Here is a 25,706-nt window from a genome sequence, read left to right on the forward strand (position 1 = left end):
GTCACATCCTGAACACGCCGAAACGTGTTTCCTCGATCGGGGCGTTCAGAGCGGCGCTCAATGACAATGCCAGGACATCGCGCGATTTGCGTGGGTCGATGATGCCATCATCCCACAACCGAGCAGAGGCATAGAGCGGATGAGACTGCTCCTCGAACATATCCAAAGTCGGACGTTTGAATTCGGCCTCTTCCTCGGCGGACCACGTCCCACCCTGCCGCTCGATCCCGTCACGCTTGACGGTGGCCAGAACGCCTGCCGCCTGCTCTCCGCCCATCACGGAAATCCTTGAGTTCGGCCAAGTCCACAGGAACCGAGGCTGATAGGCGCGACCGGCCATGCCATAGTTCCCGGCCCCGAAGGACCCTCCGACCAGCATTGTGATCTTCGGCACCGAGGTTGTTGCCACCGCCGTCACCATCTTGGCCCCATGCCGCGCGATGCCTTCGTTTTCGTACTTACGACCGACCATAAAGCCAGTGATGTTCTGCAGGAACACCAGCGGGATGCGACGCTGAGAACATAGCTCAACAAAATGCGCGCCCTTCTGCGCGGCCTCGGAAAACAGCACGCCATTGTTGGCGATGATCCCGACGGGGCAGCCTTTGACATGGGCAAAGCCAGTTACCAGCGTCTCGCCAAAGCGCGGCTTGAACTCATCGAACCGAGAGCCATCGACCAGACGCGCGATCACCTCGCGGATGTCGTAGGGCGTGCGCAGGTCAGCGGGAACAACGCCGAGGATTTCCTCGGGGTCATAAGCTGGGTCCTCCGGGCTGGCCCAATCGACCGTCTGCGGTGTGCGTAGGTTCAACGAGCCGACAGCCCGACGTGCCAAAGCCAGCGCGTGGGCGTCATCCTCGGCCAGATAGTCCGCCACGCCGGACAGGCGGGTATGGACATCGCCGCCGCCCAGATCTTCGGAACTCACAACCTCGCCAGTTGCCGCTTTCACCAGAGGCGGCCCGGCCAGAAAGATCGTACCCTGTTCTTTCACGATGATGGTCACGTCCGACATCGCGGGCACATAGGCCCCACCCGCAGTACAAGAGCCCATCACCACAGCGATCTGAGCAATCCCCTTCGCGCTCATCCGCGCTTGGTTATAGAAGATACGGCCAAAGTGGTCGCGGTCAGGGAAGACCTCATCCTGATTAGGCAGGTTCGCACCGCCGCTATCCACCAAATAAATACAGGGCAGATGGTTCTCCTCGGCAATCTCCTGCGCGCGGAGGTGTTTTTTGACAGTCATTGGATAGTATGTGCCGCCCTTCACGGTGGCGTCGTTGCATACCACCATGACCTCGCGCCCCTGTACCCGGCCAATGCCCGCGATGACCCCGGCGCAGGGCGCGGCGTCGCCATACATACCATGAGCCGCCGTCGCGCCGATCTCTAGAAACGGAGACCCTGGATCGAGCAGGTTCGCCACCCTGCGTCTGGGAAGCATCTTGCCCCGAGAGACGTGCCGCGCGCGAGATTTCTCGCCACCGCCCATTCGAGCGGCTTCTGCGGCAGTTGAAATTTGCGCCAACGCTTCGAGATGGGCGGAGCGGTTTGCATTGAAGCCCTCAGAGGCGGGCATGGCTTTGGACGTTAGTTTCATTTGGCTACCTCATCGGCTAGTCTTTGCAGGTGCCGCCACTCCACCCAACGTCCTGCATTCAAATACATCTTGCACCACGTATCCGAGGGAATTTCTTCTCTAGGAGATGCATCGCAAACATCGAACTCCTCTTGGACTAACCGGAGGTACTTGCGTTCATAGTTTCGAGCTCCCCAGCCGGACCCTCCAATGCTTTCCGGCAAATTGGATTCTATCTCTTTCCAGATTCCACTGACATGTTCAGAAAGCTCTACCAAACATTGAACTCGATCTTCTTCAACGCGTCCGATTGTGCAGTATTCGACTGCAGTGCTCACACAATTGGTGTCCATCGTCATACCGTTCTCGGGTTGACTTAAAAATGCACACCCGTTGAACCATTTCAAAACACTAATCGGTTTGTCCGTACTTTCTGCATGCGCAGTGCAAACGCTAGACAAAACTAAGGAAAGTGCGCAGATCAAGTTTTTCATAATGGGACCTCCCCAGCGGCCCGCGCCTTCAGTTCCTTCCGGATGACCTTCCCCGTCACGGTCATCGGAAGCTCCTCCAAAAACGTCACCTCCCGCGGATAGGAATACTGCGCCAGACGGTCCTTGACCCACTCCTGCAACTCCGGCCCTGAGGCCTCGGCCCCGGGTTTCAACACCACATAGGCCTTCACGATCTCGGTCCGCAGTGGGTCGGGTTTGCCGACCACGCCGACCGTTGCCACAGCAGGGTGGGTCAGCAAGCAATCTTCAATCTCGGCGGGGCCGATGCGGTACCCGGCGGAGGTGATCACGTCATCATCGCGCCCGACGAAGCGCAGGTAGTCGCCCTCCCACACACCTCGGTCTCCGGTGATCAGCCAATCCCCCCGGAACTTCTCAGCCGTGGCCTCGGGCCGGTTCCAGTATTCAAGCAGCATCGAGGCCGAGCCGCGCCGGATTGCCACGTCACCCTCGTCCGTCGTGGGTGTTCCGTCCTCATCAATCACCGCTACCTTATGGCCCGGAACCGGTTTGCCGATAAAGCCGGGACGCACCGGGAAATCCTCGACACAGGACGAGACGACCATGTTGCATTCGGTCTGGCCGTAGAACTCGTTGATCGTCAGTCCAAAGGCCTGTTGACCCCACGCCAGCATCTCGGCGCCCAGAGGCTCACCCCCTGACGCGACCGAACGCAGGCCGGGGATGCTCTGATCCGCCGCTTTCAGCATCCGCAGCGCGGTCGGAGGGAAGAACACGTTGCGCACGCCGCCACGCGCGATCACATCGGCACAGGCTTCGGGGGTGAATTTGTCCAGCCGTGAGGCCACCACTGGGATGCCCAGCGCGAGGCCCGGCATCAGGACATCGAACAGCCCTCCAATCCAGGCCCAATCCGCCGGAGTCCAAAGGCAATCCCCCGCGCGCAGGTGATTGTGACTGATCGAAACGCCGGGTAGATGACCGGTCAGCACGCGGTGCCCGTGCAGAGCACCCTTAGGGCTGCCGGTCGTACCCGAAGTATAGATCAGCACGGCGGGGTCTTCGGGGCCGGTATCCGCAAAGGGCAGCTCTGGGCCGGGTTGGGCGACCTCAGGGGCGATTATAGGCTCGGCCAGATCACCCAGCAGCACCGCGCCCTCGGCATCTGTCAGAACGATCCCTGCCCCGGCATCCGCCACACGGGAGCGCAGCGCGTCTTGTTTGAACAGCTTGAATAGAGGCACCGAAATCGCACCGATCTTCCAGATCGCAAGATGCGCCGCCGCACACCAAGGAGACTGGCTGAGCAGAACGCCAACCCGGTCACCGGTCTGAACCTTGGGCAAGAGTGCCTGCGCAAGCCCATCGGCCATCTCGTGCAGTTGACCGTAAGTTACCGGCCGCTCCTCGCCCTCGGTCGGATCGACCAAGGCGACCTGTTCGGGCGGATGGTTCAGACACTGGCGCGCCATGTTCAGCCGATCGGGGACATCCCAGCCACCCGCCGAGCGCAAACCCGGTATGCGCAGATCGCCTGACATCAAAATTTTCCTTTATTTTCGGGACCTGCAGTTATGTCACACTTGCCGGGTGCGCTCACGCAAATTTGACTCAGATCAGAGAGCGCAGGCAGCGCCCGTGCAAAACAGCGGTCATCAACTGAACCAAAGGCAGAACAATGACCAATAAACTCGCCGCTTTGACCCTCTCCACCGCGCTGGTCGCGCTGGCTGGCCCCGCACTCGCCCAATCGCAAGGTGACTGGACCGTTGGTTTCGGTGTCGGCTACCTGGACCCTAAATCTGACAACGGAACGCTGGCCGGTTTTGACGCCGAGGTCGACGACGACACCCGTCCGATCTTTACCGTCGAATACTTCATCCGGGACAACCTGGGTATCGAATTGCTGGCCTCCACGCCGTTTGAACACGATATCACCTTGGGAGGCAGCACCGACGCCGGCAGCACCAAGCACCTGCCCCCCACCTTGTCGCTGAACTACCACTTCCCGACCAACAGCGCTTGGAAGCCCTATGTCGGCGCAGGCCTCAACTACACTATCTTCTTTGAAGAAAGCTCTCCGCTGGGCGACCTGGAACTGGACAACTCGTTCGGTTTGTCGCTTCAGGCTGGTTTGGATTATCAGATCACTGAACAAGGCGCTGTCCGTTTGAACGTGCGTTGGTTCGATATCGACTCGGACGTCAAACTGAACGGTGCTGATATCGGTACCGCGGAAATCGATCCTTGGCTGGTCGGCGTATCCTACGTCCATCGCTTCTGATCCTTTGATCGAAACGCCCCGCAGTTCCCTCGGCTGCGGGGCGCTTTCTTACCCAAGCATTTCGCCCATCAATTCGCGCCCGATCAGCATGCGGCGGATTTCGCTGGTCCCGGCCCCGATCTCCATCAGCTTGGCATCCCGGAAGATCCGGCTGACCGGAGCGTCTGACAGGAACCCCGCCCCTCCCATCGCCTGAACGGCCTGATGCGCCTGCGTCATTGCCGCCTCAGAAGCATAGAGACAGCACGCCGCCGCGTCCTGACGGGTCACATCCCCCCGGTCGCAGGCCTTGGCGACCTCATACACGTAAGCCCGGGCCGAGTTCATCGCGGTGTACATATCCGCGATCTTGCCCTGCATCAGTTGGAACATGCCGATGGGTTTCCCGAACTGCTTGCGCTCGGCCAGATAGGGCATGATTTCATCCAGACATGCGGCCATGATGCCGGTTCCGATCCCGGCCAGCACGACACGTTCGTAGTCGAGGCCGGACATCAGAACGGCAACACCCTTGCCCTCTTCGCCCAGAACATTCTCGAACGGTACTTCTACGTCTTCAAAGATCAGTTCTGCGGTGTTGGACCCACGCATCCCAAGCTTGTCGAAATGGGGTGAGGTCGAGAATCCCGTCATCTCTTTCTCGATCAGAAACGCGGTGATCCCTTTCGATCCCGCATCCGGGTCGGTTTTAGCGTAGACCACCAGAGTATCCGCGTCCGGCCCGTTGGTGATCCAGTACTTGTTCCCGTTCAGGCGGTAGTGATCATTGCGCTTCTCGGCGCGCAGCTTCATCGACACCACATCTGATCCCGCCGAGGGTTCGGACATCGCCAGAGCGCCCACATGTTCGCCCGAGATCAGGCGTGGGAGGTATTTTTGTTTTTGCTCTTCCGTGCCGTTCAGCTTGATCTGGTTCACGCAGAGGTTCGAATGCGCGCCATAGGATAGCGAGACCGAGGCCGAGGCCCGTGCGATCTCCTCAATCGCGATCGTGTGCGCCAGATAGGACATGCCAGCGCCACCATATTCCTCGGGCACGGTCACGCCCAAAAGGCCCAGCGCGCCCATCTCGGTCCAAAGCTCATTGGGGAACGCGTTCGATGCATCGACCTCAGCCGCCATCGGCTTGACCCGCTCCTGCGCCCAACGATGCACCATCTCGCGCAGCGCATTCACGTCCTCGCCCAGATCGAATTGCATACTCGCCATGAACATTGACGCTCTCCTCTCAGCATTAATGAACAAGTGTTCAATAACTGGATACCAGCGAATCTGCGGCGGGTCAATCATTCCGGGTACGCCGGTTCCAACACGCAAAACGCCGCCCGAACCGGGGCGGCGTATCCCAAAAAATCAAGCGTGCGCTGCAGGCGCACTCAATTAGATTAAGATTGGTAGACGGCTCCGACCTCAGCCCGGATGATACGGGCTATTAACTGGCAGTCTTCCAGCGAAAAGGTCAGGGGCACGCGCATATCCATGATCCCCGCCAGAACCCGGTCCGAAGCAGGCATCCGCTCACTCTCGGCATAGCGCCAACTGTCATAGCGTGAGGTAAACCCGATGGGCTCGGCACCGCCGAACCATTTCAGCTCTACCCCGCGGCTGGCGCAGCGGCTGATCACCTCAGCAATCCGCTCAGGGAGCCAGTCGAGCAACAGGAACTGGATTGACGACCCCACATAAGTCTCTGCCTCGGGACGCTCGACCATCGTCAGGCCGGGCGTTCCCCGCAGACCGTCTTCAATGGCCTGATAGCGCTCGTTCCACCGGCCAACCTGCCGATCCAAATCCCTTAGCTGAGGGCGCAAAATCGCAGCGCGCAGGTTGTCCATACGGCCCGAAACGTTCGGCGTGGTGTATTTTATCCGCTCGAACACCTCTGGCCCCGGCGCAGCCAGATGTCGTTCATAGAGCATATAGGACCCCGACAACATCGTGGCTTTGGCCGCAAGCTCCTCATCATCGGTGACCAGCAGACCACCCTCGCCCGAATTAACATGCTTATAGGTCTGACACGAATAACACCCAACGGCCCCTTGCCGACCCGAGAGCTGCCCGCGCCACGCGGCCCCCATCGTATGGGCGCAATCCTCGATCACGACAACGCCTGCCGCATCGCAGAGCTGCATCAACCGATCCATGTCGCACAGATGGCCACGCATATGGCTGAGCATCAGAACTCGCGCCTGATCCAGCTTGGCCTCCAGATCCTCCAGATCAATGGTCAGACCTTCGGTCACGCCAACAAAAACCGGCTTGGCCCCGACCGAAGCAATTGCCCCCGGCACAGGGGCCAGAGTAAACGCGTTGGTCAGCACCGGCTCGCCGGGCTGCACACCCACGGCCCGCAAGGCGGTCGCCAAAGCATAGCCACCCGACGATACGGCAAGACAATACTTCGCCCCCATCTGGGCTGCGAATTCCTGCTCCAGCAGCGCGGTCTCGCCCAATTCGCCAGGCACGACGTTGTAGCGATGAAGACGCCCGTGTCGCAGAACGGTCAGAGCGGCCTCGACCGCCTCGTCCGGGATGGGTTCTTGCTGGGTGAAGCTGCCAGTGAATGTCTCAGTCATGGCCTAGTTCTGGGGCTCCATCCGGTCTGGGTCAAGGGATCAAGCCGCCGCACCGATCAAGTCGGCCACAAGATCGGGCAGATCGTCGAAATGATGCAGCAAGGCTTCAGGTTCCAAAGCGGCCATATCGTCGCCTGAGGGGCCGAACGTGACCAGAACCGAGGGCACCCCGGCCGCCTTCGCGGTATTGCGGTCGGTATCAGAATCCCCGATCAGAACGCACAGGCCCGGATGCCCACCTGCACGCCGCGCGGCCTCGCGCAGAGGCTCGGGGTCGGGTTTGCGCACCGGTAGAGTGTCCGCACCAACCAACGAGGCGAAGTGATCCAGCACCCCCATCTGACTGAGCAATTGATGCGCCAGACGTTCGGGCTTGTTGGTGCAGATCCCAACGCCATAACCTGCGGTTTTCAGGGTCTCGACCGCCTCCAAAGCACCGGGGTAGAACTGCGTGTGGGTGTCGATGTCCTGCGCATAGGCCTCCAGCAAGACCGGATAATATGCGTCAACCGTGCCTTCATCATAGGCCCCAACGCGCTTCAATCCGTGCGTCAGCATCATCCGCCCGCCGCGTACGGCGATGCCAGCATCCTGTCCGTGAACCAGAACATCGCCATGCCCCATCTCGCGAAAACAATGGTTTGCGGCGGCCAGCAAATCGCCCGATGTATCCGCCAAAGTGCCGTCCAGATCGAAGATGACCGTGCGCATTGCGCCTCCTTGCTCGGCAGATTTCCGCCATGTCCTGTTGCAATCGGCAATCTAGTTTGATGGCCGAACGGCTTGCGCCTTTGCCCTCAGCGGATAAAACGGACGGCAACAAAACACAAAGAGAAAACGATTTCATGACCACTGCCCTTGTCATCCTTGCCGCCGGGAAAGGCACCAGGATGAATTCGGACATCCCAAAAGTCCTGCACCCGATCGCTCAGGTTCCGATGCTGGTTCACGCCATGCGCGCCGGTTCGGTGCTGTCGCCTGAGCGCACCGTGATCGTTACGGGCCACGGGTCCGAAGCCGTCGCCAAAATCGCACAGGCCGAGGACGAGAACGCGCAGATCGCCGTGCAAGAGGAGCAACTGGGAACCGCGCATGCAGTCGCGCAGGCCCGCGATGCGCTGGAGGGGTTTGATGGCGATGTCGTGGTTCTCTACGGCGACACGCCCTTCCTTCAACCCGACACACTCGAGCGGATGATTGAAGCGCGCGCGCAGAATGATCTGGTGATTCTGGGCTTTGAAGCCGCCGACCCATCACGCTACGGCCGCCTGGTGATGAACGGCGAAACGTTGGAGCGGATCGTCGAGTTCAAAGATGCCTCGGATGAAGAACGCGCGATCACCTTCTGCAACTCGGGTCTGTTGGCCTGCAACGCGGAAACCTTGATGTCCCTTATTGATGCGGTCAGCAACGACAACGCCTCCGGCGAATACTACCTAACGGATGTGGTCGAAATCGCCCGCTCCCGCGATTTGAGCGTGACAGCGGTCGCCTGCAATGAGGCGCAGACGCTGGGCGTGAACTCTCGCGCAGATCTGGCCGCGGCGGATTCGGTGTTTCAGAACCAAGCACGGGCAGAGTTGCTGGATTTGGGGGTCACGCTGATGGCCCCGGAAACCGTCTACCTTGCTGCCGATACAGTCATCGGGCGCGATACAGTGATCGAACCGAATGTGGTCTTCGGCCCCGGCGTGACTGTCGAAAGCGGCGCAACGATCCGGGCGTTTTCGCATCTGGAAGGCTGCCATGTCAGCCGAGGGGCCATCATAGGCCCCTACGCCCGCTTGCGCCCCGGCACGGAACTGGCAGAAAACGCACGCATCGGCAATTTCGTCGAGATCAAGAATGCCGAGATCGCCGAGGGCGCAAAGGTTAATCACCTCAGCTATATCGGGGATGCCTCGGTTGGTGCGGGTTCGAATATCGGGGCGGGCACGATCACCTGTAATTATGACGGCGTGATGAAGCACAAGACGACGATTGGAGAGGGTGTCTTTATTGGCTCCAACACCATGCTCGTAGCCCCCGTTAGCGTAGGCGATGGCGCAATGACGGCAACCGGTACGGTCGTGACCAAAGACGTGGAAGCCGAGGCACTGGCCGTCGCGCGCGCCAAGCAGGAGAACAAGCCCGGCTATGCGCGCAAATTGTTTGATATGTTAAAGGCGAAAAAGGCTCGCCGCGATAAAGAGGCCTGAGTTTATGTGTGGAATTGTTGGTGTTCTGGGACAGCATGAAGCCGCTCCCATTTTGGTCGAAGCCCTGAAACGGCTGGAATATCGCGGCTATGACAGCGCCGGGATTGCGACTGTCAACGATGGCGCGTTGGGGCGCCGACGGGCCGTGGGCAAGCTGGTGAACTTGAGCGACCTTCTGGTCCACGATCCTTTGCCCGGCAAATCCGGGATTGGGCACACCCGCTGGGCGACGCACGGCGCGCCGTCGGTCACCAACGCGCATCCACACAAAGCTGGGTCCGTCGCCGTCGTCCACAACGGCATCGTCGAAAACTACCGCGAGCTGCGTGCCGAACTGGCCGGACACGGCGTGGATTTCGTGACTGAGACCGACACTGAAACCGTGGCCCTAATGGCCGCGCATTACCTGAATACCGGTCTGCCACCTGTTGAAGCGGCCTTCAAGACCATCGACCAGCTGGAAGGCGCATTTGCGCTAGCCTTCCTGTTCGACGGTCAGGACGACCTGATCGTGGCCGCGCGCAAAGGCTCTCCGCTGGCGATCGGCCATGGAGAGGGTGAGATGTATGTGGGTTCAGATGCGATTGCCCTGGCTCCGCTGACAAACAAGATCACCTATCTTGAAGAAGGCGACCGCGCCGTTCTGACCCGCACTTCGCTGGAGATACGCACCGAGGCCGGTGAACTGGCCAATCGCGAGATGCGCAAGATCAAGCTGGATACGGCCCGCGCCGACAAGGGCGAACACAAGCACTTCATGGCCAAGGAAATCGCCGAGCAACCGGTGGTCGTGGCCGAGGCGATCCGCTCATACCTGCCCACCGGCGGTGACCGCGTGGTCCTGCCTGAGACCGATCTGGATTTCACCAAGCTGGACCGCCTGACCATGGTCGCCTGCGGCACGGCCTTCTATGCCTGCCTGACAGCGAAATACTGGTTCGAGCAGTTGGCGAAAATGCCGGTCGAGGTCGATATCGCCAGCGAATTCCGCTATCGCGAACCTCCGATCACCGACCGCACGCTGGCCTTGTTCGTAAGCCAATCAGGCGAGACCGCCGATACGCTGGCTGCGCTGCGCTATTGCGAGGGTAAGGCCGACAAGATCGTTTCGGTGGTCAATGTTCCCGAAAGCTCAATTGCGCGGGAAAGCGATATTGCCCTGCCCATCCACGCAGGGGTTGAGATCGGCGTCGCCTCGACCAAGGCCTTCACTTGCCAGCTGAGCGTGCTGCTGATGCTGGCGCTGAAAGCTGCGGCAGATCGTGGAACCCTGAGCGATGAAGAATTGGCCGATCACGCCTCCGCCCTGCGCGGCTTGCCCTCGGCCCTGAACGCCGCTTTGGATCAGAACCGCGCCATCCGCAAATCCGCCCAGCGCCTGTCCGAGGCGCGTGACGTGCTGTTCCTGGGCCGTGGCCTAATGTACCCGCTGGCGATGGAAGGCGCGCTGAAACTGAAGGAAATCAGCTACATCCATGCCGAAGGCTATGCGTCGGGTGAATTGAAACACGGCCCCATCGCGCTGATCGACAAGCACATGCCGGTGGTGGTCATGGCCCCGCGCGACGCCGTTTTCGACAAGACCGTCTCGAATATGCAAGAGGTGATGGCACGCAAGGGCAAGGTTATCCTTGTCTCGGATGATGACGGCATCGTTGAGGCTGGTGATGATGTTTGGAGCACGATCCGCATGCCCCATATCCACACGAACCTAACCCCGATCCTCTACTCGGTTCCGGCGCAGTTGCTAGCCTATCACACAGCTGTCGCCAAGGGGACGGATGTGGACCAGCCGCGCAACCTCGCGAAATCTGTGACTGTGGAGTAAGACATGGCCAAGCAATTCCCCCATCTGGACGACACGCATCAAAAATTCATCGCCGACCAGCACATGTTTTTTGTGGGCAGCGCCGGGGTTGAGGGGCGGGTCAATATCTCACCCAAAGGCATGGATTCACTGCGTATTCTGGGGCCAAACCGGATTGCCTGGATGAACCTGACCGGCAGCGGGAATGAAACCGCCGGGCATCTGCTTGAGGTCAACCGGATGACTCTGATGTGGTGCTCCTTCACCACCCGCCCGCTGATCCTGCGCACCTATGGCACCGCACGCACCCTGCATGCGGGGGATGACGGCTGGGACGAACTGGCAGGCTACTTCCCCAACCACCGCAGCGCGCGGCAGATCTATGACCTCAGCATCGATCTGGTGCAGACCTCCTGCGGCTATGCGGTTCCGTTCATGGAATTCCAGTCGGATCGCGACACGATGCAAAAATGGGTCGACGGCAAATCGGACGATGATATCCGCGCTTATTGGGTCGAGAAGAACCAGCAGACGATTGACGGCAAACCCACCGGCGTTCCGGTCTAGACCATGCTTGCCCCCTATCTGGATCAGATCAAGGCACATGCCGATGCCGAGCGCGCGGAACAGGTCGCAGCCTATCACAAGGTCGAGCGTCCCTATCTGGGCGTCGCGGTCCCGGTGCTCAACGATCTGACCAAAGCCTGGCGCAAGGATTTATCGGTTTTGGAACGCGTCACCCTCGCGGATGCGCTCTGGCAGACCAACATCCATGAGGCGCGCGTCGCGGCCTCCAAACTGCTGACACAAGCGCGGATTCGCCCGGATGAAGATGTCTGGGCTTTGTTGCAAAGCTGGGTGCCCGATTTCGACGCATGGGCCATCGCCGACCACGCCTGCACCGCCATCCAGAAACGCCTGAGCGCCGATCCAGTGCGGCTGGATCAGGTTGAAACTTGGACCGCATCAGACCACATGTGGACCCGCCGAGCTGCTCTGGTCTCGACCCTGCCTTGGACCAAACAGAACCATCCCAAGCCCGAAGATCTGGCGCGCCGCGATCGAATCCTCGGTTGGGCTGCGGGCTATGTGCCCGACCGCAACTGGTTCATTCAGAAATCCATTGCGTGGTGGCTGCGGGAACTCTCCAAACATGATCCCAACCGGGTCGCGGCTTTTCTGGAAACGCATGGCGACGCGATGAAACCCTTTGCCCGGCGTGAGGCCGGAAAATACCTGAAGGGTTAGTTGGCGTAGACCTCGACCTCGACCAACTGATCAAACGGCACCAGCAACGCCCGCATGGCATCTAGTGACAAACGGCTGCCACTCGTCTCGGGCCCCGAGGCCGGAACCAGAGTGATATAAGCCTGCGCGCCGGTTTTCGGCACAACAACCCGCGCGGTCACCTCGGAATCGACCAAGGGTGTCTGCATCCAGCGGCCCGGAGTCGATGGATCGCCCAACCCGGCAATGGTCGTCTTGGCACCCGTCCAGTTCGCTGTCGCGGTTGCAGGCTGGATATAGGCTGAGCTTTCCGCCTCCGCAGGTGCGGTCTCCACTGCAGCAGGCGTTACCTCTGCCGCCGCTTCATCGCGCCCCAACAAACGATCCGTCGTCGAACGCACGGTATCGCACCCGACCAGCAAAACGCAGGATATCACAAGCAGTTCTCTCATACTCCGAACCTACTACCGCTCAAGCAGCTGTACCAGACCAAAGCACAGTTCACTCTTGTCGCGGGCCTATTCCAGCTTTACCTATACCGCATGACTGCTCCGCTTATTGATCCTTTCGCCCGTGCCATCACCTATCTGCGCGTCTCGGTAACCGACCGCTGCGACTTTCGCTGTGTCTATTGCATGTCCGAGAACATGACCTTTCTGCCCAAGAAAGAGCTTCTGACGCTGGAAGAGCTGGACCGCATGTGTTCCACCTTTGTGAATATGGGCGTTGAGAAACTGCGCATCACCGGTGGTGAACCGCTCGTGCGTCGCAATATCATGACGTTCTTCAACTCCATGACCCGTCATCTGGAAAGCGGCGCGCTGAAAGAGCTGACGCTGACAACCAATGGCTCGCAGCTCGCGCGATTTGCCGATGATCTGTACGCGGCGGGTGTGCGGCGGGTGAATATCTCGCTGGACACGCTGGATGAGGACAAATTCGCAGCCGTTACGCGGTGGGGGCGTCTGAAACAGGTTGTGAACGGGATTGATGCGGCGCAAAAGGCGGGCCTGCGGGTCAAGATCAACGCGGTGGCTCTGAAGGGCTTCAACGAACCCGAATTGCCCCAGATCACCGAATGGTGTGCTGAACGCGACATGGACCTGACCTGGATCGAAGTCATGCCAATGGGCGACATCGGCAACGAGGACCGGTTGGACCAGTACTGGTCGCTGAAAGATGTGCGCAAGGAATACGAAAACCACTACGGTGTGACCGATCTGGCCGAACGCTCCGGAGGTCCAGCGCGCTATGTCCGGCTTGAAGAAACTGGCCAGAAGATCGGCTTTATCACCCCGCTGTCACATAATTTCTGCGAAAGTTGCAACCGCGTGCGCCTGACCTGCACCGGTGAGCTTTACATGTGCCTGGGTCAAGAAGACATGGCCGACCTACGCGCCCCGCTGCGCGATCACCCGGACACGGAAAAACCCTTGGAAGAGGCGATCCGCGCTGCGATCAACCTAAAGCCCAAAGGCCATGATTTCGACTATTCCCGTCAGGCCGTCGATGGCCAGATGAGCCGCCACATGAGCCACACAGGCGGCTGACATGCCCGGCTCTGACGTTCGTCCGACGCTGCTGTACAAGCTGTACTGCGGCGTCACCTTTCTCGCGCAGCCCTTGGCCTGGACGACCGTGCGCAAAAAGCTGCAGGATGCCGAGGTTTCGCACAAGCGCCAACAGGAGCGATTGGGCTATGCCAGCCTCGACCGCCCCGCTGGACAATTGATCTGGTTTCACGCCGCAAGCGTCGGCGAAAGCCTCTCGGTCCTCAGCCTGATCCACCGGCTTGGCGAGCGCCTGCCGCGAACCGAGTTCCTGATCACCTCCGGCACGCCCACGTCAGCCGCGCTGATTGCCAAGCGACTACCCCCTCGCACTCGACATCAGTTTCCACCCTTGGACAGCGCCGGGCCTGTGCGACGGTTTCTGGATCACTGGACGCCAAATGCTGCCATATTCGTAGAAAGCGAGATCTGGCCCCGCCTGATCGTCGAAACGGCTGGACGCGGCACACCTTTGAGTCTCCTGAACGCACGCTTATCCGACAAGTCCGTGGCGGGGTGGCAAAAGCGCCCCGATACAGCGCGCTTCATCCTGGACCATTTCGCGCTGTTTCTGACGCAGAATGACAAAACGGCCAAGAACCTGATCGCCATCGGAGCGGACCCACAGCGCGTCCAACCCGGCACCAACCTTAAGGCGATGTCAGACCCTCTGCCGGTGGATCAAGCCACTCTGGCGGATATCCAAGGCCAGATCGGCGATCGACCAGTCTGGATCGCCAGTTCGACCCATGCAGGCGAAGAGGAAACAGTTCTGGCCGCCCATAACGCCTTGCTGAAGCACTACCCAGACTTGCTGCTACTGCTGATACCGCGGCACCCGGAACGGCGCGAGGAAGTCGCAACCCTCCTGACCAAAGCCGAACTCACATCGGTCTTCCGAACCAAGACCGACTCGATCACCAATGAGACAAAGGTCTACGTAGCTGATACCCTTGGCGAAACCGGCACATGGTACGCGCTTTGCCCGATTGTCTTTCTCGGCGGGTCTCTTAATGAGATCGGCGGCCACAACCCTTTTGAACCAGCTCAAGCCGGGGCTGCGGTCATAACCGGTCCGGGCTACTTCAATTTTGCCGAGACTTTCGCACCCCTGATCGAAACCGGCGGGGCCGTTCAGGTCGAAACTGCAGAAGATCTGGAGAAAGCCGTCAACAACTGGCTGTCAGACGATGCGGCGCTGACCCAAGCCCGCACCGCCGCCCGCGCCTGCGTCTCAACCCAAAAAGACGCGTTGCAAAACGTGATTAAGACGCTTTGCACCACACTCAGCCTAGAGCCGAAGGATCCTTCTTCATCTGGCTGAAAATATCCCGGGGGAGTGGGGGCAGAGCCCCCACCCTCTCCATCAGGCCGCAGGCATCCGCTGTTCTACAATCTCGGCCCACCAGCTGCACCCGGCTGGAATGGCCTCATCGTTGAAATTGTACTCGGGGTGATGGACCATGGCCGTGTCGCCATTGCCCACCAAGATATAGGCCCCAGGACGTTCTTCCAGCATGAAGGCAAAATCCTCGCCGCCCATGACCAGAGGAGCCTCTTCGCAAGCACCAGACACGGAGCGCGCGACGTCAGCCGCAAACTCGGTCTGCTCATCGCTGTTCACCATAACCGGATAACCGCGGATATAGGTCACGTCCGCCGTGCCACCAAAGGTCGCTGCCAGGCCGTTGCAAATCTCGTTGATTCGCTTCTCGGCCAGATCACGCATCTCCTTGCTCATGGTGCGCACGGTGCCTTTGATCTGAACCGATTGCGGGATCACGTTGAACGCCTTCGACGAGGTCTCGAACGAGGTCACCGACACAACCACCTGATCGACCGGGTCGGCATTGCGCGAGGCGATCGTCTGCAACGCCAGCACCGCCTGTGCTGTCATAACTGTGGTATCGACCGTCTCCTGCGGTTTCGCCGCATGACCGCCGCGCCCTTCAAACGTGATGTCGAACTGATCGGTCGCTGCAAAGAACGACCCTGGACGGATCGAGAAGCTGCCCACTGGTTTGCCCGGCCAATTGTGCATCCCGTAGACCTCCTGAATATTCCAGCGGTCCATCATGCCGTCTTCACACATTTCGCGACCACCGCCGCCGCCTTCTTCGGCGGGCTGGAAGATCACTACGACGGTGCCATCGAAATTGCGGGTCTCCGACAAGTACTTTGCCGCCCCAAGCAGCATCGCGGTATGGCCATCATGGCCGCAAGCGTGCATCGCGCCCGGCGTTTTCGAGGCATAGTCCAGCCCCGTCGCCTCGAGGATCGGCAGAGCATCCATATCCGCGCGCAGACCGATCACTTTGCCATTGCTGTCCGACTTGCCCTTGATCACACCGACAACGCCCGTGCGGCCAATACCGGTGACGACCTCATCGCAGCCGAACTCTGTCAGCTTTTCGGCCACCAGAGCGCTGGTGCGGTGGGTTTCAAACAGGATTTCGGGGTTTTCGTGCAGGTCGCGTCGCCACGTGGTGATCTCGTCCTGCAGTTCCGCAAAGCGGTTTTTGACTGGCATATCTTGTCTCTCTCCTAAATCATTCGGCCGGCATCCGGCGTTCGACCATTTCAGCGAACCAGCTGCAGCCGGCGGGTATGGCGTCATCATCGAAATTGTATTCCGGGTGGTGACACATTGCGGTGTCTCCGTTCCCTAGAAAGATGTAGGCTCCGGGCCGTTCTTCAAGCATGTAGGCGAAATCTTCCGACGGCATGATCGGGTCGGTACCATCGTTCACCTTTCCAGCCACGGCTGCGGCGGCCTCGGCGGCATAGCTGGTCTCGGCCTCGGAATTCACCGTCACCGGATAGCCTGGGGTCCATTCTACTATAGCGGACGCGTCAAAAGCCGAGGCCGTATCTTCGGCAATCCGGCGAACACGCTGTTCCGCGATCGCGCGGTACTCGGGGTCAAGCGTTCGCACCGTGCCTTTCAGACGGACCGTATGCGCAATGACGTTTGAGGCCACGCTGTCCGTCTCGAACGTACCCACCGTCAGAACAACTCGTTTGATCGGATCGACAGTACGGGCCACAACGGATTGCAAAGAAACAACAATATGCGATGCGACAAGCGTTGTATCCACCGCCTCATGCGGGGCGGCCGCGTGGCCACCCTTGCCGGTGACGGTAATTTCGAACTCGTCCGACGAGGCCAGCAGGGCTCCGGGCCGGATCGCAAATTCACCAACCGGCAGGCCAGGCATGTTGTGCATGCCGTAGACTTCCTGAATGCCCCAGCGCTCCATCAACCCGTCCTGACACATGGCGAGACCTCCGGCGCCGCCCTCCTCGGCCGGTTGAAAGATCAGCACGGCGGTGCCATCGAAATTCCGCGTCTCGGCCAGGTATTGCGCAGCCCCAAGCAGCATCGAGGTATGCCCGTCGTGCCCACAGGCATGCATCTTGCCCGGAACGGTCGAGGCATAATCCAGACCCGTCGCCTCTTCGATCGGCAGGGCGTCCATATCTGCCCGCAATCCAATCACCCGCCCCTTGGTGTCCGAGCGGCCCTTGATCACGGCCACGACACCTGTCTGGGCGACGCCCTCGGTGATGTCATCGACACCGAAGGCCTTCAGCCGCTCAACAACAAAACCGGCGGTCTCGTGGACGTCATACATCAGTTCGGGATGAGCATGCAGATGGCGGCGCCACTTGGTAATCTCTGCCTGCATTTCGGCCAGTCTGTTTTTCACCGGCATTTTGGACCTCCTTGGGATCAGGTGGACAGTTTTTCGACCAACCGCTGCATGAACGCATGGCCTGCTTCGAACTGCGCGACTGAGATGAACTCGTTCGGTTGATGCGCCTGCGCAATGTCCCCAGGGCCGCAAATGACGGCAGAATAGCCTGCTTCCTGAAACTGCCCCGCCTCGGTGCCATAGCTGACCACATGGCTGGCATTATCGCCGGTCAGGGCGCGTACCAGAGCTTCGGCCTCGCCATCCTTTTCGGGGACCAAGCCCGGGATCGAGAAATTCTCCGAGATTTCGATCCGCGTTTCGGGGTGAACGGCTTGCATCCGCGCTTCAACCGCGCGCACCTGTTCGAAATAGGCATCGCGCCAAGCGGCTTTGCTCTCATCCGGCACCGTGCGGAAATCCAGCATGAAGTGGCAATCCTTGGCGGTGATATTATGCGCAGTGCCGCCTTCGATCATGCCCACATGGACCGTGGTCCAGGGCGGATCGAATACCGTTGCCGTTTCGCTGGGCGTGGCCGCCTGATTGCGGGTGTTCTGTTCGTTCGCCCAATTGATCAGCGGAGCAGCCTCCATGATGGCATTCACGCCTGTGTGCATGATCGAGCTATGAACCTCGAACCCGACCATATGCGTGTCATAGCCGAAACCGCCCTTGTGGCCGGTGACGGCCTGCATTGTCGAAGGCTCGCCCACGATTACGGCCGAGCCTTTTGGCAGCACTTTGTTCATCGCCTCAATCATTGGCGGAGCGCCAGTGCATCCGACCTCTTCATCGAAGCTCAGTGCCAGTTGCAAAGGACGCTTGAGGCCTGCATTGCGCGCTTCGACCAGTGCCCAGATCGCGAGCGCGTCAAAGCCCTTCATGTCGCAGGTGCCGCGTCCGTAATACTTCCCGTCCTTCTCAGTGACGGTGAACGGATCCGTATCCCAGGGCTGCCCGTCAACCGGAACGACATCGGTGTGACCCGAGAGGACAACGCCCCCCTCTTCCCACGGGCCGACATGCGCAAAGATCGCCGCCTTGTTCGGCTGATCCGGGTCCGGCCAGCGATGGGCTTCGATACCGTGTTCGTTCAGGTAACCTTCGACCCAGTCCACCAGCGGCAAGTTTGTGTCACGGCTTACAGTCGGGAATGAGATCAGTTTGGTCATGATCTCAAGCGGCGTCAGACGCTGTAGCATATTTGTTAGTACCCGCTATCCGTAGTCAGGATGAAATGGCCCGGCTCAATCTCTTTGTAGTTAGACGGTTCTGGCGCGTATCCGATTGGATGAATAGGTGACGGGATCGGTTTGAAATTCAAGTCTTTTTCCGATTTTCGTTTGTTCGGGTCCGCGATTGGAACCGCCTTCATCAGCGCCTGCGTATACGGGTGCTGCGGGTTCTCGAACACCCGCGCGCGCGGTCCAAGTTCGACAATCCGGCCCAGATACATCACGCCCACATGGTGGCTGACCCGCTCGACAACGGCCATGTCGTGACTGATGAACAGGTAAGACAAGCTCAACTCGGATTGCAGCTCCATCATCAGGTTCAGCACCTGCGCCTGCACCGACACGTCCAGCGCCGAGACCGCCTCATCCGCGATGATCAGTTTCGGGTTTAAGGCCAACGCGCGGGCGATTGCGATACGTTGGCGCTGACCGCCGGACATCTCATGCGGGAAACGGCGCATGAAGCTGCGCGGCAGTTGCACCTTATCGAACAGCTGCGCCACGCGATCCTGCAGTTCCGACCCCGAGGCCACGCCGTAGTTGCGCATGGGTTCGGCCACTTGGTCGATCAACTGCATCTGCGGATTGAGCGAGGCAAACGGGTCCTGAAAGATCATCTGCATATCCAGCCGCGCCTTGCGTAGACCGGATTGGTCCAGCTTCATGATATCGACGCCGTCCAGATTGACCTCACCAGCCATCGGCTCGACCAATCGCAGGATCGAGCGCCCGGCCGAGGACTTGCCGCAACCCGACTCGCCCACAAGGCTGAGCGTCTGGCCTTTGTTCAGCGTGAACGAGACATCTTCGACCGCGTGAACGTTTGAGATCGTCCGGCGCAGCAAGCCGCCTTTGACAGGGAAACGCGTGGTCAGGTTCTTGACCGTCAGCAGTGTTTCTTCCGTGCCGGGAATCGGAGCGATGTTCTGCCCTTCGACACCCAACAGTTTCATCGGTTCCGGCGCGGCCTTCCCCTGCATCTCACCCAGTTTCGGCACCGCGGCCAGAAGGGCCTTAGTGTAGTCATGTTGCGGATTTTCGAAAATTTCGGTGACCGGGCCCTCTTCGACCTTGTTGCCACGGAACATGACGACAACGCGGTCGGCCATCTGTGCCACCACGGCCATGTCATGGGTGATGAACATAACTGCAGTGCCCGTTTCGCGTTTCAAACGGTCCATCAGGGCCAAAATCTCAGCCTGAATGGTCACGTCCAATGCGGTCGTCGGTTCGTCCGCGATCAGCAGACGTGGCTCGCACGCCATCGCCATTGCGATCACCACGCGCTGGCGCATGCCCCCTGAAAGCTCGTGCGGGTACTGCTTCAACCGGCGCTCGGGTTCGGGGATTCGCACCTGGCGCAGCAGCTCCAAAGCCCGCTCTTCAGCCTGCGCCTTGGACATGTCCTTGTGAATGCGCAGTCCTTCGGTCAGTTGCCGACCAACGGTGAAAACTGGGTTCAGGGCGGTCATCGGCTCCTGAAAGATCATTCCGATCTCATTGCCGCGAATCTGTTTCATCAGATCCTGATCGGCATCGGCCAGGTCCATCTCGGCCCCGTCGCGGCGGTCAAACAGAAGCTCGCCTCCGGCGATTTCGCCTCCGCCGAACTCGACAAGACGCATCAGAGACAGCGATGAAACCGACTTGCCCGAGCCCGATTCGCCAACAATACAAACCGTTTCGCCCGGATTTACCTCGAACGAGACGTCCTCAACGCCCACGACCGGGCCGTCTTTCGTCTGAAACTCCACCCTCAGTTTTTTGATCTGGGCAATTGGTTGATCCAGCACGCGCGCGCTCCCTTTTGGGTCGTTTTGTTTTTATGGATGCCGAACGCTAAGGCGGCGAGCCAGGAAAAGTCAAACGCAATGCACGATTTCGTGACGGCAAGGCTTGCAATTTTCCTAAGTTCTGTTTCGATACCCGCGTAACCGACAACCAGCGAAGGCAGAAATCGCGTTGCGCGAAATGCAATTGCTATTTCTAACAATGCCTTAGCCAATAGTCGGCAACGCCAAATCCGCAGGCATTGCGGAGATAATCGAGACACGCAAGTGTCCAATTCGGGAGTGACTTATGAAGATCAAAACCCTTTTGCTTGGTGCGATTGCAAGCACGGCGATGGCCCCAGCGGCTTTTGCCGAGCGCGGATCGGACGGCAATGTCAGCATCATTTATTGGCAGGCTCCGTCAATTATGAACCCGTTTCTATCGGGTGGCACAAAAGATGTTGAGGCAGCCTCGCTGGTTATTGAACCACTTGCACGCTACGACCAAGACGGGAACATGGTGCCTTATCTGGCCGCTGAAATCCCGACCGTTGAAAATGGCGGCGTCAGCGAAGACCTGACCACCATCACCTGGAAGATTGCGCCTGGCCTCACATGGTCGGACGGTACTCCGTTCACCTCGGCCGACGTGGTGTTTACCGCAAACTACTGCATGGACCCCGAAGGCGGTTGTGCACAGGTGACCAAGTTTGAAGGCGTCACCGATGTCGAAGCTGTCGATGACCTAACCGTTAAGGTAACGTTTGACGCACCGACCCCCTTCCCCTACGGACCGTTCGTGGGTGGTGAAAGCCCGATCATTCAGGCGGCTCAGTTCGCTGACTGCATGGGCGCAAAAGCCCCTGAATGTACAGATCAGAACTTCAACCCGATCGGCACCGGCCCATTTGTCGTCACCGAGTTCAAGCCGAACGACGTGATCACATTTGCCGCCAATGACAACTACCGTGACCCGGCCAAGCCGGCATTTGCCAGCGTGACCTTCAAAGGTGGCGGCGACGCAACAGCGGCAGGTCGTGCGGTTATGGAAACTGGCGAGTTTGACTACGCATGGAACCTGCAGCTGGCCCCTGAGGTCATTGCGCAGATGCAGGAAGGTGGCAAAGGTACTCCGGTCGCCGGCTTTGGCCCGCTGGTCGAACGTATCATGCTGAACCAGACCAACCCTTCGCCCGACCTGCCGGAAGGCGAGCGCTCGACAGCCGCGCATCCGCACCCATTCCTGCAGGACCCGGCCGTCTACAAAGCCATGTCCATGGCAATTGACCGCCCGCTGCTGGTTGAGATCGGCTACGGTCAGGCTGGCAAAGTGACCTGTAACTGGGTTCCGGCTCCGGCTGCGTTTAGCTCGACCTCGATGAGCTGTGACACGCAGGATATCGAAGGCGCCAAGAAGCTGCTGGATGACGCAGGCATCGTTGATACCGATGGCGACGGCATTCGTGAAAAAGACGGTGTGCCGCTGAAAATCGTCTACCAGACCTCGACCAACGCTGTGCGTCAGGACTTCCAGGCGCTAATCAAGGAATGGTGGAGCCAGATCGGCATTGAGTCCGAACTGCGCAACATCAACGCATCGGTCTTTTTCGGTGGTGACCCGGGTTCACCTGACACCTTCCAGAAGTTCTATGCCGACGTTGAGATGTACGCCAATACCTTCAACGGTACCGACCCGCAGTCCTATCTGGGCAACGGTCTGTGCGACAAGGCACCGAAGCCTGAGTCGCAGTGGCAGGGTGAGAACATCAGCCGCTTCTGCAACGAAGAGTTTGACGCCTTGCACGCCAAACTGGCTGAAACCGCGGGCTTGGAAGCCCGAGCCGAGATCGCCAAGCAGCTGAACGACATCATGGTTCAAAACGGCGGCATGATCCCGCTGGTGCACCGTGGTCGCCTGTCGGCGCATGCAAACACCTTGGGTGGTGTTGTCCTTAACGTTTGGGACAGCGAGCTGTGGAACATTGCGGACTGGTACCGCAAGACCGGTTCCTAAGCGTTAATCTTGCAATATCGCGCCCCGATCTTTATCGGGGCGCGGTCATTTGCAGACCACTCCAACAAAAAGACGCATCAACAAAGGCGCCTTTGAATGCTCAACTTTACCATCAGACGACTGGTGCTGGCCGTACCCACGCTGCTGTTCATCAGCCTCGTCATCTTCCTGCTGCTCGAGCTTGCCCCAGGCGACCCGATGGCACAGGTTCCCCTCACCGTCCCCCCCGAAGTCAAAGAGAAGATGCGCGAGGCGTTAGGCCTTGGCCAGCCGATGCATATCCGGTTCTGGAAATGGATCGTGCAGTTCTTCTGGATCGAGCCGCAGGTTCTGATCGACCATATGTTTGGCACCACTTTCTCGGAAGGTGACCTGCGTGTGATTTCGTGGCAGACCCGCTCGCCTGTCATGGACATCGTCGTTCAGCGTATCCCGCAGACTCTGTGGGTTGTTGGCACCGCCTATGTGGTCGCCATTCTGATCGCCCTGCCCATCGGCATCTATTCCGCATACCGACAGTATTCCTGGTTCGACCAGATGGGCACATTCGTTTCGATGGTCGGCTTCTCGGTCCCGCCCTTCTTCTCGGGCGTGCTGGTGATCGTGATCTTCTCGGTCCAGCTGGGCTGGTTCCCATCGATCTATGACACGACTCACGTGGTGAATAGCTGGGATAGCTTCGTCGTGCAGCTCAAGCAGATGATCATGCCCGTCATGGTTCTGGCGTTGCAAATCACCGCGCAACTGAGCCGCTTCATGCGCGCCTCGATGCTGGACAACCTCAACCAAGACTACGTTCGTACCGCCCGCGCCAAAGGGCTGAGCGAATACACGGTTGTGATGGTTCACGTCCTGCGCAATTCGATGATCCCGGTGGTTACCGTTATTGCGCTGGGTATTCCGGCCATCTTCGGCGGCGCAATCATCACCGAGCAGGTTTTCAAGGTGAACGGAATCGGCCAGTTGCTGATCGGCGCGATCCAAGCCAATGACCTGCCGATGGTGCAGACGCTGACCTTCATCTTTGCCGTGTTGATCGTTCTGTTCAACCTGATTGCTGACGTGCTCTACGGCATTCTGGACCCGAGGATTCGCTATGACTGATACTGACAAATCAGACACGCTGGTCCCCGACGAAGGACTGGCCCCCGCCTCAACCGCGCTGCCGACCGCAGGCGTGATGGATGACCTGGCCACACCACCCCGCAGTCAGTGGCGCGATGTGTGGGATCAGTTCAAAACGCACAAAGGCGCGATGATCGGGGCGATCCTATTCATCTTCATCGTCGCCGGTGTGTATCTGGGGCCGTACCTCTGGAGCATAGATCCAACCCAGATCGACATCCGGTCACGCAATCAGGGCCCAAGTTGGGCACATCCTTTCGGCACCGATCAGCTGGGCCGGGATATTCTGGCGCGAATGATGTCGGGTGGTCAGACCTCGGTCTCGGTGGGCATCACCGCTATGTTGCTGGCGCTGTTTCTCGGGTCTTTCATCGGTGTGATCGCAGGCTTCTTCAAACGCCTCGACGGACCGCTGATGCGACTGACCGATCTGTTCCTCGCACTCCCCCTTCTGCCCCTGTTGCTGGTCATGATGCTGCTGTTCCGCGAGCCTCTGTCCGCCGCATTCGGGCTGGAGCGTGGGATTTTCATCCTGATCGTTTGCGCCATCGGCATCACCTCGTGGATGCCCACGGCGCGGATCGTGCGCGGTGACGTGCTGGCCATCAAAGAGCGTGAATTCGTTCTGGCTGCACGCTCCATCGGCACCAGCAACCGGCAGATCATCACGCGGCACATCCTGCCGAACGTGCTGTCTCCGATCATGGTGTCGGCGACGCTGGGGATTGCGACGGCGATCATCACCGAAAGCGCGCTGTCCTTCCTCGGGCTCGGCTTCCCGCCGGATTTCCCGACCTGGGGCCGCCTGCTGTTTGATGGCGTCGATTATCTGCAGCAATACCCCGAGCGTGTGTTCTGGCCCGGCCTAGCGATCTCGCTGACTGTTCTCAGCGTGAACTATCTGGGCGATGGCTTGCGAGACGCGCTGGATCCGCGCATTCGCGGCCGGTGACAAAACTCAGTCGGCGCGCTTCAGCGCGCCGGCACAGACCACGATCAGCACCGCAAGCGGCAGCAATACACCAAATGCCATCCGCAGCGACAACAATTCGGCCAGAAACCCGATCAGAGGCGGTCCGATCAACAGTCCCCCATATCCGAGCGTTGCGACACTGGCGATGGCCTGTCCCGGTGGGGTGTTTGGGTCGTTGGCTGCGCGGCTGAACGCCAAGGGCATGATCACCGCATAACCGACCCCCATAAGCGTGAACCCGACCAACGCCAATGGCGCAGCACCGGCGGACACCACGCAGAACACCCCTATCGCAGCAAAGACACCGCCGCCCCTCGCTGCTGCGACCGGGCCTACGCGCGCGATGAGGAAGCCGCCTGCCAAACGACACACCACCATTGCGACCGAAAAAACCGCATAACCCAAGGCTGCGACACTCTCAGCGGCCCCAGTAACGTCGCGCAGGAAAAGGGCGCTCCAATCTGCGACCGCACCTTCCCCCAACGCACCGCATAGCGCGGTGAAACCAACGAGGATCAACACCCCGGACGGGAATGCAAACACGGCACCTTGAGACTGTTCCGCGCGGCGCGACGTCCATTGTACCCAGGACATAGCCAAGGCCAGTGCCACCACAACGCCTCCCGCAACAAGGAAATGCTGCAGAACGGTCGCATCCCACTGAACCGCTGTAAATCCACTTACCGCCCCGAGGCCGGCACCCAGGCTCCACATCGCATGAAATGAAGACATGAGCGGTTTGTCGTAAGCCTGCTCTACCTCGGCAGCCCATGCGTTCATCGCCACGTCCATTGAGCCATGAAAGGCACCAAACAGAAACAGGAACGCCGCAAGCATGGTGAAGCTGTCGGCCAGCGCCAGCAAAACCAGCGAAAAGGTGTACAGAACCGCGATGATCCGCGTGATCGACACGGCTCCAAACCGGTCGGTCAATCGTCCGGTCACTGGAAAGGAACAGACAGCGCCCGCAGCCATGAATAGAAGGCCAAACCCAAGCTCTTCGTGGCTGAGGTTCAGATGATCGCGCACTGCCGGGATGCGAGAGGCCCAGATACCGAACAGGGCACCATTCAGCGCGAACATCGCGGTGACGGCGCGCCACGCAGCAACGACACTGATCATATTAAAGCTCCGCTTGTTTGATGCGCTTCGCCGGCTACTAGTACAACGCTACCAAACAGAGGCA

General features: G+C 59.5%; 22 protein-coding genes. 10 read left to right on the top strand and 12 right to left on the bottom strand.

Annotated elements, in window-relative coordinates; translation table 11 throughout:
- Position 1: 1 nt before the first annotated feature.
- The 3 genes from ACR0J4_RS10410 to ACR0J4_RS10420 are packed head-to-tail and all read right to left on the bottom strand — an operon-like array spanning position 2 to position 3,602.
- Positions 2-1,606 carry a carboxyl transferase domain-containing protein gene (locus ACR0J4_RS10410; protein ID WP_170642999.1) on the bottom strand — a complete coding sequence of 535 codons (1,605 nt, stop codon included), beginning with the start codon at positions 1,604-1,606 and terminating at the stop codon, positions 2-4.
- Positions 1,603-2,079 (bottom strand): hypothetical protein, encoded by a 477-nt coding sequence (locus ACR0J4_RS10415; protein WP_170643000.1) that lies wholly within the window; start codon positions 2,077-2,079, stop codon positions 1,603-1,605. Before ACR0J4_RS10415 ends, ACR0J4_RS10410 begins: the two co-directional genes overlap by 4 nt.
- Positions 2,076-3,602 carry an AMP-binding protein gene (locus tag ACR0J4_RS10420; RefSeq protein ID WP_170643001.1) on the bottom strand — a complete coding sequence of 509 codons (1,527 nt, stop codon included), beginning with the start codon at positions 3,600-3,602 and terminating at the stop codon, positions 2,076-2,078. The genes ACR0J4_RS10415 and ACR0J4_RS10420 overlap by 4 nt, the downstream gene beginning before the upstream one ends.
- 137 nt (positions 3,603-3,739) lie before the next feature.
- On the opposite strand from ACR0J4_RS10420, the gene ACR0J4_RS10425 reads away from it, so the two are divergent.
- Positions 3,740-4,345 carry an OmpW/AlkL family protein gene (locus ACR0J4_RS10425; protein WP_170375109.1) on the top strand — a complete coding sequence of 202 codons (606 nt, stop codon included), beginning with the start codon at positions 3,740-3,742 and terminating at the stop codon, positions 4,343-4,345.
- Between the two features lie 48 nt (positions 4,346-4,393).
- On the opposite strand, the gene ACR0J4_RS10430 is transcribed toward ACR0J4_RS10425, so the two are convergent.
- The 3 genes from ACR0J4_RS10430 to ACR0J4_RS10440 form a co-directional block, all read right to left on the bottom strand.
- Complete coding sequence (locus ACR0J4_RS10430) at positions 4,394-5,560, bottom strand: isovaleryl-CoA dehydrogenase (protein ID WP_170375107.1); 1,167 nt, start codon at positions 5,558-5,560, stop codon at positions 4,394-4,396.
- Between the two features lie 170 nt (positions 5,561-5,730).
- Complete coding sequence (locus ACR0J4_RS10435) at positions 5,731-6,921, bottom strand: DegT/DnrJ/EryC1/StrS family aminotransferase (protein ID WP_170643002.1); 1,191 nt, start codon at positions 6,919-6,921, stop codon at positions 5,731-5,733.
- Between the two features lie 39 nt (positions 6,922-6,960).
- A complete protein-coding gene (locus ACR0J4_RS10440; protein WP_170643003.1) occupies positions 6,961-7,632 on the bottom strand; it encodes an HAD-IA family hydrolase in 672 nt (223 codons plus the stop codon).
- A gap of 134 nt (positions 7,633-7,766) precedes the next feature.
- Between ACR0J4_RS10440 and glmU the strand changes: the two genes are divergently transcribed.
- From glmU to ACR0J4_RS10460, 4 genes are read left to right on the top strand one after another with little or no spacing between them, the layout of a single operon-like run.
- Positions 7,767-9,119, top strand: coding sequence for a bifunctional UDP-N-acetylglucosamine diphosphorylase/glucosamine-1-phosphate N-acetyltransferase GlmU (gene glmU / locus ACR0J4_RS10445; RefSeq protein ID WP_170643004.1), 1,353 nt, complete (start codon positions 7,767-7,769; stop codon positions 9,117-9,119).
- A 4-nt stretch (positions 9,120-9,123) separates the two neighbouring features.
- A complete protein-coding gene (glmS, locus tag ACR0J4_RS10450) occupies positions 9,124-10,947 on the top strand; it encodes a glutamine--fructose-6-phosphate transaminase (isomerizing) (protein ID WP_170643005.1) in 1,824 nt (607 codons plus the stop codon).
- Between the two features lie 3 nt (positions 10,948-10,950).
- Positions 10,951-11,493 carry a pyridoxamine 5'-phosphate oxidase family protein gene (locus tag ACR0J4_RS10455; RefSeq protein ID WP_170554295.1) on the top strand — a complete coding sequence of 181 codons (543 nt, stop codon included), beginning with the start codon at positions 10,951-10,953 and terminating at the stop codon, positions 11,491-11,493.
- 3 nt (positions 11,494-11,496) lie between these two features.
- On the top strand, positions 11,497-12,174 hold the full coding sequence (locus ACR0J4_RS10460; protein WP_170375096.1) for a DNA alkylation repair protein: 678 nt from the start codon (positions 11,497-11,499) through the stop codon (positions 12,172-12,174).
- Here ACR0J4_RS10460 and ACR0J4_RS10465 read toward each other — a convergent pair.
- Positions 12,171-12,605: a hypothetical protein gene (locus ACR0J4_RS10465; protein WP_170375094.1), complete on the bottom strand. Its 435-nt coding sequence runs from the start codon at positions 12,603-12,605 to the stop codon at positions 12,171-12,173. The genes ACR0J4_RS10460 and ACR0J4_RS10465 overlap by 4 nt on opposite strands.
- 90 nt (positions 12,606-12,695) lie before the next feature.
- On the opposite strand from ACR0J4_RS10465, the gene moaA reads away from it, so the two are divergent.
- Together moaA and ACR0J4_RS10475 are read left to right on the top strand one after the other, a co-directional pair.
- Positions 12,696-13,703 carry a GTP 3',8-cyclase MoaA gene (gene moaA, locus ACR0J4_RS10470; protein ID WP_170747315.1) on the top strand — a complete coding sequence of 336 codons (1,008 nt, stop codon included), beginning with the start codon at positions 12,696-12,698 and terminating at the stop codon, positions 13,701-13,703.
- 1 nt (position 13,704) lies between these two features.
- Positions 13,705-15,027 (top strand): 3-deoxy-D-manno-octulosonic acid transferase, encoded by a 1,323-nt coding sequence (locus ACR0J4_RS10475; protein ID WP_170643007.1) that lies wholly within the window; start codon positions 13,705-13,707, stop codon positions 15,025-15,027.
- Positions 15,028-15,069: 42 nt separating this feature from the next.
- Here the strand turns inward: ACR0J4_RS10475 and ACR0J4_RS10480 are convergent, their stop codons facing one another.
- Genes ACR0J4_RS10480 through ACR0J4_RS10495 form a run of 4 tightly spaced genes read right to left on the bottom strand, consistent with a single transcriptional unit; the run spans position 15,070 to position 20,429 of the window.
- On the bottom strand, positions 15,070-16,233 hold the full coding sequence (locus ACR0J4_RS10480; RefSeq protein WP_170637115.1) for a M20 aminoacylase family protein: 1,164 nt from the start codon (positions 16,231-16,233) through the stop codon (positions 15,070-15,072).
- Positions 16,234-16,252: 19 nt separating this feature from the next.
- Positions 16,253-17,419 carry a M20 aminoacylase family protein gene (locus ACR0J4_RS10485; protein WP_170643008.1) on the bottom strand — a complete coding sequence of 389 codons (1,167 nt, stop codon included), beginning with the start codon at positions 17,417-17,419 and terminating at the stop codon, positions 16,253-16,255.
- 17 nt (positions 17,420-17,436) lie between these two features.
- Complete coding sequence (gene argE, locus ACR0J4_RS10490) at positions 17,437-18,603, bottom strand: acetylornithine deacetylase (RefSeq protein WP_170643009.1); 1,167 nt, start codon at positions 18,601-18,603, stop codon at positions 17,437-17,439.
- A 5-nt stretch (positions 18,604-18,608) separates the two neighbouring features.
- Complete coding sequence (locus ACR0J4_RS10495; protein ID WP_170643010.1) at positions 18,609-20,429, bottom strand: ABC transporter ATP-binding protein; 1,821 nt, start codon at positions 20,427-20,429, stop codon at positions 18,609-18,611.
- Between the two features lie 286 nt (positions 20,430-20,715).
- Between ACR0J4_RS10495 and ACR0J4_RS10500 the strand changes: the two genes are divergently transcribed.
- The 3 genes from ACR0J4_RS10500 to ACR0J4_RS10510 all read left to right on the top strand — a co-directional run bounded on the left by ACR0J4_RS10500 (position 20,716) and on the right by ACR0J4_RS10510 (position 24,499).
- Positions 20,716-22,422, top strand: a complete 1,707-nt coding sequence (locus ACR0J4_RS10500) for a peptide ABC transporter substrate-binding protein (RefSeq protein ID WP_170375081.1) — start codon at positions 20,716-20,718, stop codon at positions 22,420-22,422.
- Between the two features lie 96 nt (positions 22,423-22,518).
- Positions 22,519-23,526: an ABC transporter permease gene (locus ACR0J4_RS10505; RefSeq protein ID WP_170375080.1), complete on the top strand. Its 1,008-nt coding sequence runs from the start codon at positions 22,519-22,521 to the stop codon at positions 23,524-23,526.
- The gene (locus ACR0J4_RS10510) at positions 23,519-24,499 is read left to right on the top strand and encodes an ABC transporter permease (protein WP_170375078.1); all 981 of its coding nucleotides are present in this window, start codon (positions 23,519-23,521) and stop codon (positions 24,497-24,499) included. The genes ACR0J4_RS10505 and ACR0J4_RS10510 overlap by 8 nt, the downstream gene beginning before the upstream one ends.
- A 6-nt stretch (positions 24,500-24,505) precedes the next feature.
- Here ACR0J4_RS10510 and ACR0J4_RS10515 read toward each other — a convergent pair whose 3' ends face one another.
- Entirely contained in the window at positions 24,506-25,642 is a 1,137-nt protein-coding gene (locus ACR0J4_RS10515; protein ID WP_170643011.1) for an MFS transporter, read from the bottom strand.
- Between the last annotated feature and the right edge of the window lie 64 nt (positions 25,643-25,706).

The organism is Ruegeria sp. B10 (assembly GCF_056539825.1).

Excerpts from the sequence above, each read along its gene's own strand:
- ACR0J4_RS10410 (WP_170642999.1), bottom strand. The coding sequence starts at position 1,606 with ATGAAACTAACGTCCAAAGCCATGCCCGCCTCTGAGGGCTTCAATGCA.
- ACR0J4_RS10415 (WP_170643000.1), bottom strand. The coding sequence starts at position 2,079 with ATGAAAAACTTGATCTGCGCACTTTCCTTAGTTTTGTCTAGCGTTTGC.
- ACR0J4_RS10420 (WP_170643001.1), bottom strand. The coding sequence starts at position 3,602 with ATGTCAGGCGATCTGCGCATACCGGGTTTGCGCTCGGCGGGTGGCTGG.
- ACR0J4_RS10425 (WP_170375109.1), top strand. The coding sequence starts at position 3,740 with ATGACCAATAAACTCGCCGCTTTGACCCTCTCCACCGCGCTGGTCGCG.
- ACR0J4_RS10430 (WP_170375107.1), bottom strand. The coding sequence starts at position 5,560 with ATGTTCATGGCGAGTATGCAATTCGATCTGGGCGAGGACGTGAATGCG.
- ACR0J4_RS10435 (WP_170643002.1), bottom strand. The coding sequence starts at position 6,921 with ATGACTGAGACATTCACTGGCAGCTTCACCCAGCAAGAACCCATCCCG.
- ACR0J4_RS10440 (WP_170643003.1), bottom strand. The coding sequence starts at position 7,632 with ATGCGCACGGTCATCTTCGATCTGGACGGCACTTTGGCGGATACATCG.
- glmU (WP_170643004.1), top strand. The coding sequence starts at position 7,767 with ATGACCACTGCCCTTGTCATCCTTGCCGCCGGGAAAGGCACCAGGATG.
- glmS (WP_170643005.1), top strand. The coding sequence starts at position 9,124 with ATGTGTGGAATTGTTGGTGTTCTGGGACAGCATGAAGCCGCTCCCATT.
- ACR0J4_RS10455 (WP_170554295.1), top strand. The coding sequence starts at position 10,951 with ATGGCCAAGCAATTCCCCCATCTGGACGACACGCATCAAAAATTCATC.
- ACR0J4_RS10460 (WP_170375096.1), top strand. The coding sequence starts at position 11,497 with ATGCTTGCCCCCTATCTGGATCAGATCAAGGCACATGCCGATGCCGAG.
- ACR0J4_RS10465 (WP_170375094.1), bottom strand. The coding sequence starts at position 12,605 with ATGAGAGAACTGCTTGTGATATCCTGCGTTTTGCTGGTCGGGTGCGAT.
- moaA (WP_170747315.1), top strand. The coding sequence starts at position 12,696 with ATGACTGCTCCGCTTATTGATCCTTTCGCCCGTGCCATCACCTATCTG.
- ACR0J4_RS10475 (WP_170643007.1), top strand. The coding sequence starts at position 13,705 with ATGCCCGGCTCTGACGTTCGTCCGACGCTGCTGTACAAGCTGTACTGC.
- ACR0J4_RS10480 (WP_170637115.1), bottom strand. The coding sequence starts at position 16,233 with ATGCCAGTCAAAAACCGCTTTGCGGAACTGCAGGACGAGATCACCACG.
- ACR0J4_RS10485 (WP_170643008.1), bottom strand. The coding sequence starts at position 17,419 with ATGCCGGTGAAAAACAGACTGGCCGAAATGCAGGCAGAGATTACCAAG.
- argE (WP_170643009.1), bottom strand. The coding sequence starts at position 18,603 with ATGCTACAGCGTCTGACGCCGCTTGAGATCATGACCAAACTGATCTCA.
- ACR0J4_RS10500 (WP_170375081.1), top strand. The coding sequence starts at position 20,716 with ATGAAGATCAAAACCCTTTTGCTTGGTGCGATTGCAAGCACGGCGATG.
- ACR0J4_RS10505 (WP_170375080.1), top strand. The coding sequence starts at position 22,519 with ATGCTCAACTTTACCATCAGACGACTGGTGCTGGCCGTACCCACGCTG.
- ACR0J4_RS10510 (WP_170375078.1), top strand. The coding sequence starts at position 23,519 with ATGACTGATACTGACAAATCAGACACGCTGGTCCCCGACGAAGGACTG.
- ACR0J4_RS10515 (WP_170643011.1), bottom strand. The coding sequence starts at position 25,642 with ATGATCAGTGTCGTTGCTGCGTGGCGCGCCGTCACCGCGATGTTCGCG.